Source organism: Aquisalimonas sp. (genome assembly GCF_007120195.1).
GTDB lineage: Bacteria > Pseudomonadota > Gammaproteobacteria > Nitrococcales > Aquisalimonadaceae > Aquisalimonas.
The window spans coordinates 30,567-42,960 of sequence record NZ_SKOG01000013.1; the positions used below are offsets into that span (position 1 = coordinate 30,567).

The following is a 12,394-nucleotide window of genomic DNA, read 5'->3' on the forward strand; positions in this document are numbered from 1 at the left end:
AACAATGAACGCGAATTAACCGCTCTGCGGCGACGGCCGAGCGCGGAGCGATTCCGGATTCACTTGGCGCCAGTGTCGCGTCGGGGTGTGAGGGGGACCAAATAGCCCATGGCGGTATTGAGCGAAGTCATCTGGACCCTTTTCAAGATCAGCCTGATCGTCGGTCCATTGATCCTGGCGGTGGCCTATCTCACTTACGCCGAACGCAAGGTGATTGGCGCCATTCAGCTGCGTAATGGACCGAACCGGGTTGGACCCTATGGTCTCCTGCAGCCATTTGCAGATGTGTTCAAGCTGCTGTTCAAGGAAGTCATCCTTCCGACCAACGCCAACCGGTTCCTGTTCCTGGTGGCACCATTGCTGTCGATTATGCCGGCGCTGGCCGCCTGGGCCGTGATCCCGTTTGGCGAAGGCATGGTCCTCGCCGATATCAACGCAGGCCTGCTGTACATTCTCGCCATGACCTCCATGGGTGTGTATGGCGTCATCATTGCCGGCTGGGCATCGAACTCCAAGTACGCCATGCTCGGCGCCATGCGCGCGGCCGCGCAGATCGTCTCCTATGAGATCGCCATGGGTTTCGCCCTGGTCGGGGCGCTCATGGCCGCCGGTACGCTGAATATGACCGGTATCGTCCAGGCGCAAAGCGGCCCGTTCTGGCACTGGTTCTGGCTGCCGCTGCTGCCTTTGTTCATCACATACTGGATTTCCGGTGTTGCCGAGACCAACCGCGCGCCGTTCGACGTCGCCGAAGGCGAATCCGAGATCGTGGCTGGGTTCCACGTGGAATATTCGGGCGTCGCCTTCGCTGTGTTCTTCCTGGCGGAGTACGCCAACATGATCCTGATTTCCGGCCTGGCCGTGATCTTGTTCATGGGGGGCTGGTACTCGCCGTTTGAGGGCATTCCCCTGTTGGGTCCGATGTTCGACTGGGTGCCGGGTCTGGTCTGGTTCGTTCTGAAAGTGGGGATATTCCTCTACCTGTATCTGGCATTCCGGGCGACCTTCCCGCGTTACCGCTATGACCAGATCATGAAGCTCGGCTGGAAGGTGCTCATCCCGGTCACGGTGGTCTGGCTGTTCGTGCTGGCCGCGATGATTCTCACCGGCTTCGGGCCCTGGTTCGACTGATTGGATGGTGCCATGACGACAGCACGCGATTTTTTCCGCACATTCTTTCTCTGGGAGTTGCTCCTGGGGCTGAAGCTCACCGGGCGCAACCTGTTTGCGCGCAAGTTAACGGTGCAATACCCAGAGGAGCGCGCGCCGCAATCGCCGCGATTCCGCGGTCTGCACGCCCTGCGGCGCTACCCCAACGGCGAAGAGCGTTGCATCGCCTGCAAGCTGTGCGAGGCGGTGTGCCCGGCGCTCGCCATTACCATTGATTCGGAGCAGCGTGAGGACGGCACGCGGCGCACGACGCGCTACGACATCGACCTATTCAAGTGCATTTACTGCGGCTTCTGCGAAGAGTCCTGCCCGGTGGACTCCATCGTCGAGACGCGCATTTACGAGTACCACATGGAAGAGCGTGGCGAGAACATCATCACCAAGGACCAGCTCCTGGCGATTGGTGACAAGTACGAAGAGCAGCTTGCCCGCGACCGGGCCCTGGATGCGCCGTTCCGGTGACTGGATCGGCACGGGCTGGCACGGACGGAATTACGAGTCCTGGGAGCGATAACGCGTGATCGAGAAGCTACTGTTTTACGTCTTTGCCGCGATCCTGATCTTCGCGGCCACCATGGTGATTACCGCGCGCAACCCGGTGCATGCGGCGCTGTTTCTCGTGCTCGCGTTCTTCAACAGCGCGGTGCTATGGGTGATTGCGGGCGCCGAGTTTCTGGGCATCGTCCTCGTTCTGGTCTATGTCGGCGCCGTGATGGTGCTGTTCCTGTTCGTCGTCATGATGCTGGATATCAATCTGGCGAAGCTGCGTGAAGGGTTTATCCGACACCTGTATATCGGCCTGCCCATTGCCGCGGTGATTGTCGTGCAGATGATCCTGGTGGTATCGAGCGGAGCCATGGCTCCCGCCGAGATGCCGGAGGCGACCATGCCGATTCCGGACCCGGCCGAGACGGGCAACACCACCGTGATCGGCGGCGTGCTGTATACGGTCTATGTCTATCCCTTCGAGCTGGCTGCCGTGATCCTGCTGGTGGCGATTATCGCATCCATCATGCTCACCTTGCGTCGCCGGGAAGGGGTCAAGCATCAGGACATCGGCGAGCAAGTCAACGTGCGCAAGGAAGATCGCCTGCGCATGGCGCGTTCCTTCGGGGGGTCCGGCGACGGGCGCAACGACAACAAATACCCGGGCAGGTGAAGCCATGATCGAATTGTCAGAGTTTCTGGTCCTGGGAGCCATTTTGTTTTCCCTGGGCATGGCGGGCATATTTCTGAACCGGAAAAATGCCATCGTTCTGCTGATGTCCATCGAGCTGATCCTGCTGGCAGTCAATTTCAACTTCATCGCTTTTTCGACGTTTATGGGCGATGTGGCGGGGCAGGTGTTCGTGTTCTTCATTCTCACGGTGGCCGCCGCGGAGTCCGCCATCGGGCTCGCCATCCTGGTGACCCTGTTCCGTAGCAGGGATTCCATTGACGTGGCCGATCTGGACACCATGAGGGGCTGATCATGAAGATAATCTACCTCGTCATTGTCCTCGCCCCGCTGATTGGCGCCCTTGCCGCGGGACTGTTCGGGAGCCAGCTCGGGCGGGTGAGAACCCATCGCCTGACCATCGGCCTGGTGGGGCTGTCGACGCTGCTGTCGTTGTATGTGCTGGCCGGATTTATGTGGGGCGGGCGCGCGGTGTTCGACGACACCGTCTATACCTGGATGCTGACCGACCGACTCCATTTCGAGATCGGCTTCCTGGTGGACGAGCTCACGGCGATGATGATGGCGGTGGTGAGCTTCGTCTCGCTGATGGTGCACATCTACACTATTGGCTACATGGCCGACGAGGACCACAACTGGCCGTCGGACAGTCTGCTCGGCCCCAACGCCTATCAGCGGTTCTTCGCCTACATCAGCCTGTTCACCTTCTCCATGCTGATGCTGGTGATGGCGAACAACTTTCTGCAGCTGTTCTTCGCCTGGGAAGCGGTGGGTCTCGTCTCCTACCTGCTGATTGGCTTCTGGATGAACCGTCCCACGGCGGTGTTCGCGAGCCTGAAAGCGTTCCTGGTTAACCGTGTCGGCGACTTCGGCTTTCTGCTGGGTATTGCGGCGGTGGTGCTGTACTTCGGCAGCCTCAATTACGCGGAAGTCTTTGACGCGGTCGCCGCCAATCCCGATGAGACCATGAGCATTGTCGGTGGTGCCGAGTGGTCGGTGGTCACGGTGGTGGCGATCCTGCTGTTCATCGGCGCCATGGGCAAATCGGCGCAGGTGCCCTTGCATGTCTGGCTGCCGGATTCCATGGAGGGCCCGACTCCGATCTCGGCGCTGATCCACGCCGCCACCATGGTCACTGCCGGGATCTTCATGATCGCGCGCATGTCGCCGCTGTTCGAATTCTCTGAAGTGGCCCTGACATTCGTTCTGGTGATCGGCGCCATCACCGCACTGTTTATCGGGCTGATCGCCCTGGTCCAGCAGGACATCAAGCGCGTCGTCGCCTACTCGACGATCTCGCAGCTGGGTTACATGACCGTGGCCCTGGGGGCCTCCGCTTACGCGGCGGGTGTCTACCACCTCATGACCCATGCCTTCTTCAAGGCATTGCTGTTCCTCGGTGCCGGTTCGGTCATCATCGCCTTGCACCACAAACAGGACATGCGCGAGATGGGCGGGTTGAGGAAGTACATGCCCATCACGTACGTGACCATGCTGCTCGGCACCCTGGCCCTGATTGGTTTCCCTGGCTTTTCTGGGTTTTTCTCCAAGGACGCCATCATCGAGGCCGTTGCCCACTCCGACCGGGCGGGGGCGACCTTCGCCTACTGGTGCGTGCTGCTCGGCGTGTTCGTCACGGCGCTCTACAGCTTCCGTCTGCTCTTCCTGGTGTTCCACGGCCAGGAGCGCATGGATCAGCACACCCGCGAGCACGTGCACGAAAGCCCGGGCGTGGTGACTTGGCCGCTGATCCTCCTGGCCATACCGTCAGTGATCATCGGGCTGTTTACTGTTGGCCCCATGGTCTTCGGCGGCTGGTTCGGCGATAGCATCACCGTCCTACCGGAGAATGACGTGCTGGCCGCAGTTGGCTTCGAGAGCGTGCTCGGCTTCATCGCCCACGCGTTCGTCACCCCCGCCATCTACCTGGCCGCAGCTGGCTTCGGGGTGGCCTGGTATCTATACATCCAACGCCCGGATCTGCCGTCGCGGCTGCACCAGCGTTTCCAGCTGCCGTATCGAATTCTGGAGCGCAAGTACGGTTTCGACGAGTTGTATCTGAACGTGTTCGCCGGCGCCGGGCGCGGGCTGGGCACACTGCTGTGGCGAGTCGGCGACGTTCGGTTGATCGATGGCCTGATGGTCAACGGGTCCGCCCGGACCATCGGCCGCTTTGCGGCAGCCCTACGGCACGCGCAGACCGGGTATCTCTATCATTATGCGTTCGTGATGATCATCGGTCTGCTGGTGTTGCTGACCTGGTTCGTCTTCGCCATCCGCTGAGGCGACGTGCTGACAGGCTCTGGACCACGGTGGCCGCCGGCAACGCCGGCGCCCAAACCCGAACGAACTGGTAAGGGACGTAACGGATGTTGGAATCCTCCTGGCCTTTGTTGAGCGTGCTCATCTGGCTGCCCATTCTCGGGGGCGCACTGATCTTCCTGCTCGGTGACGATAAAGCGGCGTACGCGCGCTTGATCGCACTGCTGGTGAGCGGTCTGACTTTCGTGCTCAGCCTGGGGCTGATTATCGGCTTCGAGCCCGGTACAGCCGCGATGCAATTCGTGGAGAAGCGGCCCTGGGTCGAGATACTGGGGGTGAACTACTATCTCGGCGTGGACGGTATTTCCATGCCGCTGGTCGTGCTCAGCACCTTTTCCACCCTGCTCGTGGTGGTGGCGGCGGGTACGCAGATCCAGTACCGTCCGGCGCTGTACCTGGCCTGCTTTCTGCTCATGGAAGGCATCATGGTCGGGGTGTTCAGCGCCCTGGACGCGATCCTGTTCTACGTCTTCTGGGAAGCCATCCTGGTGCCCATGTTCCTGCTCATCGGCATTTGGGGCGGGGCGGAACGGATTTACGCCACCATCAAGTTCTTCCTCTACACATTCGTCGGCTCCGTGTTGATGCTTGTCGCCTTGATCTATCTGCAGTTCCAGGCCCAGAGCTTCGACATCCTCGAGATGTACGGCCTGGGGCTCCCCTTGGCGACGCAGATCTGGCTGTTCGTCGCCTTCCTGCTGGCATTCGCGATCAAGGTCCCCATGTGGCCGGTACACACCTGGTTGCCGGATGCGCACGTGCAGGCGCCCACGGGTGGTTCGGTGATCCTGGCGGCGATCTTGCTGAAAATCGGTGGCTACGGGTTCGTGCGCTTTGCGCTGCCCATCGTCCCTGAAGCGAGCATGGAACTCGATTGGCTCATGATCACCCTGTCGCTGATCGCGGTGGTCTATATCGGCTTCGTCGCCATGATGCAGCAGGACATGAAGAAGCTGATCGCCTATTCGTCCATTGCTCACATGGGCTTCGTCACCCTCGGTTTTTTCATCATTTTCGAGATCGTCGTGCGCACCGGCGGCGATGGCGCACTGCTGGCGCTCGGCGGAGGCATGGTGCAGATGATCTCCCACGGTTTCATTTCAGCCGCCATGTTCCTGTGTGTTGGCGTGCTTTATGACCGCATGCACACGCGCATGATAGGCGACTACGGCGGTGTCGCGCACCGCATGCCGGTGTTCGCGGGATTGTTTGTGCTCTTCGCCATGGCCAATGCCGGGCTGCCCGGGACGTCCGGGTTCGTGGGCGAGTTCATGGTCATTCTGGCGGCGTTCCAGGCCAACTTCTGGTACGCCTTTCTCGCCGGGCTGACGCTGATCCTGGGGGCGGCCTATACGTTGTGGATGGTCAAACGTGTTGCTTACGGCGAAGTGGCCAACGACAAGGTCGCGGCGCTGGAGGACGTGGACACCCGCGAGAAAATCGTGCTCGGGGCGCTCGCAGTCGCCGTGCTGTGGCTCGGTCTGTGGCCGGCGCCGCTGATCAACATCATGGAACCGTCCCTGGCTCACCTGCTCGAGGTGGTCGCGGACGGGCTTTAAACCAGTAATGGATACGCGTGGGGGTCGGCAACGGCCGCCGCCGGGCTTTGAGCTCAGAGGAAAGCTATGACACCAGAGACCTTCGAGACACCGAACCTGATGCTCGCCCTCCCGGAGATCTGGATGCTGGGCATGGCGTGTCTGATCCTGGTGGTGGATCTGTTCAGCTCGGACCGCGACCACACACTGGCCTACTGGCTATCCCAGGCCACCCTGCTGGGCGCGATCGTGATCACTGTGCAGACCCAATGGGGTCTGGATGTGACCACGTTTACGGAAAACTACGTGGCCGACTCCGCCGGGGTGGTGCTCAAGGTCGCGGTGCTCCTGCTCACATTCCTGGCTTTCGCCTACTCCCGGGAGTACCTGCGCGAGCGGGGCATGCTGCGCGGCGAGTTCTATCTACTCACCCTGTTCGCCACGCTGGGGATGCTCGTGACCATCTCCGCCCACAGCCTCCTGGTGCTGTACCTGGGCGTGGAGCTGATGTCCCTGTCGCTGTACGCGCTGGTCGCGATGCGCCGTAATTCTCCCGCCGCCTCGGAAGCGGCGATGAAGTACTTTGTCCTGGGGGCACTGGCGTCCGGCATGCTGCTCTACGGTATGTCCATGCTCTACGGCGCCACGGGAACACTGGAGATCACCGCCATCGCCGAGGCCGCGGCGGAAGAGAGCCGGCTGCTACTGGTGTTCGGCCTAGTGTTCACCGTGGTCGGGGTGGCGTTCAAGTTTGGTGCCGTGCCGTTTCACATGTGGGTGCCGGACGTCTATCAGGGGGCTCCCACCGTGGTGACATTGTTCATCGCCACCGCGTCCAAGGTGGCGGCCGTGGGCCTGTTTATTCGGCTGCTGAGTGAGGCCCTCGGCCCGCTGCACGGGGAGTGGCAGCACATGGTGCTGTTGCTGGCCGTGGCGTCGCTGCTGGTGGGCAATACCGTTGCGCTGGTGCAGAGCAACATCAAGCGCATGTTGGCCTATTCCACGTTCAATCATATTGGCTTCATCTTTCTCGGCTTCCTGGTCGGTACCCCGGAGGCCTACGGCGCTGCCATGTTCTACGCTGTGACCTATGCGTTTACCGTGGCAGCCGCATTCGGTGTCATCATGCTGCTCAGCCGCCAGGGTTTCGAGGCCGAAAACCTCGATGACTTCAAGGGATTGAACGAGCGCAGCCCACTGTTCGCCCTGGTGATGCTCATCCTCATGGTCTCCCTGACCGGTATCCCGGGCACCGTGGGTTTCTATGCCAAGTGGCTCGTGCTGAAATCCGTTGTGGAAGCCGGTTTCATCTGGCTTGCCGTTGTTGCCGTCATTGGTGCCGTGGTGGGGGCGTTCTACTACTTGCGGGTAGTGCGCCTGTGCTACTTCGAGAAGCCCGAAGGGGAAGGACCTCAACCCGTTGGGTCCGGCGGCTTCCAGACGGTACTCGCCGTAAACGGCCTGGCGGTGCTGCTCCTGGGCATCTTCCCGGGAGCGCTGGTCGCTGTGTGTATGGCCGCGTTCGGCTGACGAAATGGGTACTACCACAACCGCTTTCGCACAGGGCGTTGCTCTGATTTTGGCCTTCAGGCATGTCGTGTCGGCGTGATGTGCGCGGGCGCGGCCATGAGGAACCAGGGGCGTGACTGGCTCCTCGCCTTTGCGTGGATGACGGCCGTGACGCATGGCATGCGGAAGATCGCCATATAGCGCAGTGTTGGCGCACGCCAAAGCGCCTTGCATTCCCGCAACACTGGATATACCATGCGCAGCGTCGAGTGCGGGGTGGAGCAGTCTGGTAGCTCGTCGGGCTCATAACCCGAAGGTCGCAGGTTCAAATCCTGCCCCCGCTACCAACGCAAATAGACCGCTGAGTCCTTCGGCGGTCAGTTCGGCCACTAAGATTCCGTCCTCATGGACGAGGCGGATCGGCCCGGTTATCTCCTTGATCGCTTCCCTGGCTGCAGGCACATCCTCGATCTCTTCCAGTTTCGTGACCAGGCGCTTGTAGACTTCGCGCGCCCTGGGAGGGATCTGGGTCGGCTCGAAGGCTTCGATCTCCTCCAGCGCCCGCTGCGCGTCCTGGACCTTTTCCTCCGCCTCGTTCAGCGCCTGCTTCGTTGTCGGTGTGATGATCCCCGACGGATGGCCGCCATCAGGTTCTCGCGCTCCGCCTCGGCCTCACGCAGGCGGCGACGCGCCGCCGTGGGGTCCGGCTGGGACGCCTTGAGCAACTCGCGGACCTCTTCGGCAAACACCTGGTAGGCCTCTTCAGACAGAAATCCTCCTTGATGGCGACCAGCAACCGCTCCTCCACGATCCGCCGCGGCACGCGCAGGTTGTTGCCGCAGACTTCGGGCCCTCGGTCCCGGTGGCGTGAGCAGCCGTAGCGGTACCGGTCCACGACGACGAACCGGCCGCCGGACTCGGCGCAATGGAGCAGGCCGGAGAAGATGTACGACCAGCTCCGGTACGAGATCGAGAATGGTGGCGTCGAGGCCTTCTACGACTACCTGCTCAATCTGCACCTCAGCGGCTGGCACCCAAGGAAGAGCTCATCAACCTGAGCATGCCAAGCGAGGCCCGGTTCATCGAGGAGTGGCTGGAGGGGGAGCTCGGCCTGCCGATGTGCCCGTGCGCGGCGCAGGATCTCCACCGCGCCTACTACCGATGGTGTTGTTTAGCACTTTATCCCACCAGTAATTTCTTAGTTTATTGCACGCATGGAATGGGGCGACGCCAGGCCGCGAGCGAAACTTTCTTACAGACCTAACACCTGGCGGAGGTTTCGGTGGATCCCCGATCCTCGATGGCAATGGTAACGTTCTCGGCATCCATCACAGCGGTGTTGTACATGGGGTGAAAGTGGAGAGCAGAGGCGGATACGAACAAGATCAGTATCCTGAATATTATGCCCGAGTTCCCAGCGGAATAGGTCTAGCCATCCCGTTTACGGGCAGCAAACCCAACCAATTGATTGAAAAAGTATAGTCAAAGAAATCGAAAATAAGACCGATCAAAGCTAGTATCTATGTGTGGCCCTTGCGTAAGTGCGACCGTCCGTCGGCAGCTCGCCGTCCGTCGAGCGGCGCCGCACAATGACGTGGGGATCAGGTGCGCTGCTTCGCGGAGGCCCTGGATGCCTGGAGGCGTGAAACCCAGGGGGCGTCCTGAGCACACCCTCGCCGCGGCCGAGCGGGCCCGTCCCGCTCGGCACGGTGTTCAGGTAGCAGGCCTTGTACAAAAGCGCGTCGCCGATTCGCCCCCCTACGAGGCGTCGATAGGGAGCCGGTTTGGTAGCTGGAAGGCGCATTGATCGAAGAGATCAGTTAGCGTGAGATGCGGGCCTTCGACCCCGGGTTTGCGATGGTGCGGTTCGTCTGATCTGACCAACGGGGTAGCCGTCTACTTGCGCCGCGTCTTTCGGGGCTTCGGGGTACCGGTCTTCAATATCTTGTGCAGGGACAGGATACGCGGCTTATTGCCGAGCTTGGTAACCCTAGGCCGCCAGACAACCGTGCTCTTCTGACCTGCGCGTTTCGCACGCGCAACCACGGTGCCTTTCGGGGAGCTACGGGCCGTGCGCCCCGACTGCTGCGAGGGGTGGATGCCCATGGCTTTTTGCATGGCCTCTGGCAGAACCTCCTGGCCTGGGCGGAACTGGCTCAGCTCCTCCTCGGCGAGTTCCCGCACGTCACCATTTTCATCAGTCAAGGGTTCGCGGTTGGCCATAGTAATCTGCAGTGCGCTGGTTCGCTTTATGCAAGCTGATCACTCGCATTATGCTCCCGTCGCCCCGCGGCGTGAAGCAAACGTAGTGAAGTCGATCGTCAATGTAGCATACGCCGACAAAGCGTATCTCTCCATAATCCTCCCGCTCATCCAGGCGAAAGACTGCGGTGGACCAGTCCACCTCGTGCAGCCGCTCGAACGAGATTCCGTGCTTCTCGATGTTCGCCTGGTTCTTGGCCGGGTCGTAGTCGATGCGCATCGCGCGGACTCTACAACGAATTTGACCACCCTGCGACTGAGGCGTTCCAGGCCGGTGTCGTCATTGGCATGGCCGATTGACGTTCATGCGTCCCGCCGAGCGGTGGTCCATCGCCGTGGGGTGGGTGCTTCCCGCCCAGAGCCCGCTTTGCTAAATTGAGGTTCAGCCCGCTCAGGGAAGCGATGCACCGGAGTGACGGTAAGTCAGCCGCGCGCGGCGGCTGGGTATCACAACCAAGAGCGAAGAAAGGAAAGAGTGAAGGTGGCAACGTGAGAAGGTGGCAGAGCAAGGCCGGCTCGCTACCTCTGGGGCGGCTTCCAGGCCCTGCTTCCCCCCGACCCGATCCACTACGCCGAGGTGATCGCCCACAACGCCGACCGTACCAGCACCGGCGAGAGCCTGGCCGGTCAGCAGCACCGCGGGCACGGGCAGGACGTGGCCGTGGGGACCATGCCTACATTCAGAGCGGCCGCATCCTCGAGGAGGCGCCGAGTCTGCCGTTTCATGATGAGACGGTGTGAATGCGGAATGGATAGGGCCTGCTGGGCCGTGGGAAACGGGCCTGGGAGCGCTTGCTCGCAGCTAGTTGCTGTAATCGGATTGAGTGAGCAGCTGATGCATCAGCTCCGGAAGACCCTCTGACGGCATTTCACCGAGCGCGGCATCGACATCGAACTCGAACGCATTGCAGCTGATCCAATAAGCAGTTTCTCTTTCGTCGACCTCATGGGTAGCCAGATCGCAACAGATCTCAATGACATCAGGTTGCGGAGCATGCAACCGATAACCGTTGATCTACAAGAGCATGCGTCCGGCAGCATACGCCGTACGCTTGTTCCCGTTGTGGAAGGGGTGATTCTGTATGATCCGTGAAATCAATATGGCAGCGAGGAGGAACATGTCCTCCGTTTGCTCATAGTGCCTAGTGATCGCTGGCGCCTGCTGGGCACTTTCCAGCGATCCCTGGTCCATGACGCCTGTCGTTTCCTGCGGGGTATACTGCCTAATGACGACTTGGTTGATCATAACCAAGTCGTCACAGTCCAACCACCGGATACCTTCGCTGTGATGCACCAGGAGAGCCTGGACAATCAGACCTTGGAAAGCTTCCGCAGGGTGTCGTCCTCATTGTGGAGCGTGTTCACCAAAGCCTTCTGGACGATGTCGCGATGCTCGCCATTGCACGGACGGGGCCTGGCGACCTCATGCCGCTCCCGACGACGCAGCGCAAGCTTACGATAGTCATTCTGACGGAGAGCAGTCACAGGATTCACCCGCTAAAAAGCGCCATGCTCTGATGGCGCATAAATGTAAATATCAGCCTACACCTGTAAGATGGGGGCGGGTTGTGACGGTGTCAACACTTTCTTGACACCGGGCGACGCAGCCTACCGCTCGCTCGGAACGCAGTCAAATTCTGCGTGAGGTTTAGCTGCGGACGAAGATGCGCCAGTGTAACCATGAGAAAATGAATGCATAGTAGCCATCGTGCTGCGAGCACGAGCCCGCACGCCGCGAACGGCTGACTTCCCGTGTCGGTGCATCGCCTTCCTGGCGACGGCGGGCTGCTCAAAAAAGTAGCCCAGCCCGACAGGCTGCGCAACCTCCCGGGCGAAGCAGTGACGTTGCGCGGAAAAGCCGTGGCGCGCATGCTCGCCCGAAAGACCACAGGGAGAGTAAGGCCATGCGATGGACGATTCCCGCCGTTGTTCTGCTGCTCGCGAGTTCCACCCTGGACGCCGCCCCGATGCGTTGCGGGAACGACCTGGTGCGCACCGGCGACCACATTACCGGGGTCCATGACAAATGCGGGCAACCGATCCGCACGACCCGCCTGGTGAACAGGTTTGGTGCCGTGGTCGGCTGGCGCGAGATCTACGACAGCGCCCGCGGCAGCCGGAATCACCAGGTGACGTATGAGGGTGAGCGAGTGGTGCGGATTGAGCTGCTGCGGTAGGGGCTATTCTGTAAGAGGTGGTCCGGTCAGCGGGATCTTGATAGGTGTCAGTTTGCCTACGTAGCCTGCCCCCGCTACCAAACGTATTGCCGGGAAGCCCGCATGGTGCTGTAATGCGGGCTCTTTTCGGAACAAAGACTTAAGGCAGAAGTCAGCGCGCCCTCAAACGCCACGTTCAGGCCGCCGTTGTCTCTGAGCACCAGCGTCATCTACGCCAGCAGACCCGCCCATGAGCGCTG

General features: G+C 60.9%; 12 protein-coding genes, 1 tRNA gene and 1 pseudogene. 9 read left to right on the plus strand and 5 right to left on the minus strand.

Annotated features, from left to right (window positions below; genetic code table 11):
- The first annotated feature begins 108 nt into the window (after positions 1 to 108).
- The 8 genes from nuoH to QZT63_RS01915 all read left to right on the plus strand — a co-directional run bounded on the left by nuoH (position 109) and on the right by QZT63_RS01915 (position 8,063).
- Positions 109 to 1,131, plus strand: a complete 1,023-nt coding sequence (gene nuoH / locus QZT63_RS01880) for an NADH-quinone oxidoreductase subunit NuoH (RefSeq protein ID WP_290648082.1) — start codon at positions 109 to 111, stop codon at positions 1,129 to 1,131.
- 12 nt (positions 1,132 to 1,143) lie between these two features.
- Entirely contained in the window at positions 1,144 to 1,632 is a 489-nt protein-coding gene (nuoI, locus tag QZT63_RS01885) for an NADH-quinone oxidoreductase subunit NuoI (protein WP_290648084.1), read from the plus strand.
- Between the two features lie 58 nt (positions 1,633 to 1,690).
- Positions 1,691 to 2,329, plus strand: a complete 639-nt coding sequence (locus QZT63_RS01890) for an NADH-quinone oxidoreductase subunit J (RefSeq protein ID WP_290648136.1) — start codon at positions 1,691 to 1,693, stop codon at positions 2,327 to 2,329.
- A gap of 4 nt (positions 2,330 to 2,333) precedes the next feature.
- Positions 2,334 to 2,639 carry an NADH-quinone oxidoreductase subunit NuoK gene (nuoK, locus tag QZT63_RS01895; RefSeq protein WP_290648086.1) on the plus strand — a complete coding sequence of 102 codons (306 nt, stop codon included), beginning with the start codon at positions 2,334 to 2,336 and terminating at the stop codon, positions 2,637 to 2,639.
- Positions 2,640 to 2,641: 2 nt separating this feature from the next.
- Positions 2,642 to 4,630 carry an NADH-quinone oxidoreductase subunit L gene (gene nuoL / locus QZT63_RS01900; RefSeq protein WP_290648088.1) on the plus strand — a complete coding sequence of 663 codons (1,989 nt, stop codon included), beginning with the start codon at positions 2,642 to 2,644 and terminating at the stop codon, positions 4,628 to 4,630.
- Positions 4,631 to 4,719: 89 nt separating this feature from the next.
- Positions 4,720 to 6,228: an NADH-quinone oxidoreductase subunit M gene (locus QZT63_RS01905; RefSeq protein WP_290648138.1), complete on the plus strand. Its 1,509-nt coding sequence runs from the start codon at positions 4,720 to 4,722 to the stop codon at positions 6,226 to 6,228.
- A gap of 66 nt (positions 6,229 to 6,294) precedes the next feature.
- Complete coding sequence (nuoN, locus tag QZT63_RS01910) at positions 6,295 to 7,737, plus strand: NADH-quinone oxidoreductase subunit NuoN (protein ID WP_290648091.1); 1,443 nt, start codon at positions 6,295 to 6,297, stop codon at positions 7,735 to 7,737.
- 249 nt (positions 7,738 to 7,986) lie between these two features.
- Positions 7,987 to 8,063, plus strand: a tRNA-Met gene (locus QZT63_RS01915).
- Between the two features lie 249 nt (positions 8,064 to 8,312).
- Here QZT63_RS01915 and QZT63_RS01920 read toward each other — a convergent pair.
- From QZT63_RS01920 to QZT63_RS19910, 5 genes and pseudogenes are all read right to left on the minus strand, one after another.
- On the minus strand, positions 8,313 to 8,465 hold the full coding sequence (locus QZT63_RS01920) for a hypothetical protein (protein WP_290648093.1): 153 nt from the start codon (positions 8,463 to 8,465) through the stop codon (positions 8,313 to 8,315).
- A 92-nt stretch (positions 8,466 to 8,557) separates the two neighbouring features.
- A pseudogene (locus QZT63_RS19905) lies at positions 8,558 to 8,611 on the minus strand (hypothetical protein); the annotation flags it as partial.
- A gap of 1,001 nt (positions 8,612 to 9,612) precedes the next feature.
- Positions 9,613 to 9,939: a hypothetical protein gene (locus QZT63_RS01925; RefSeq protein WP_290648095.1), complete on the minus strand. Its 327-nt coding sequence runs from the start codon at positions 9,937 to 9,939 to the stop codon at positions 9,613 to 9,615.
- Positions 9,914 to 10,198: a BrnT family toxin gene (locus QZT63_RS01930; RefSeq protein ID WP_290648097.1), complete on the minus strand. Its 285-nt coding sequence runs from the start codon at positions 10,196 to 10,198 to the stop codon at positions 9,914 to 9,916. The genes QZT63_RS01925 and QZT63_RS01930 overlap by 26 nt, the downstream gene beginning before the upstream one ends.
- A 795-nt stretch (positions 10,199 to 10,993) precedes the next feature.
- On the minus strand, positions 10,994 to 11,272 hold the full coding sequence (locus tag QZT63_RS19910) for a type II toxin-antitoxin system death-on-curing family toxin (protein WP_366635592.1): 279 nt from the start codon (positions 11,270 to 11,272) through the stop codon (positions 10,994 to 10,996).
- Positions 11,273 to 11,882: 610 nt separating this feature from the next.
- Between QZT63_RS19910 and QZT63_RS01935 the strand changes: the two genes are divergently transcribed.
- Positions 11,883 to 12,155, plus strand: a complete 273-nt coding sequence (locus QZT63_RS01935; RefSeq protein WP_290648099.1) for a DUF2845 domain-containing protein — start codon at positions 11,883 to 11,885, stop codon at positions 12,153 to 12,155.
- Positions 12,156 to 12,394: the final 239 nt, after the last annotated feature.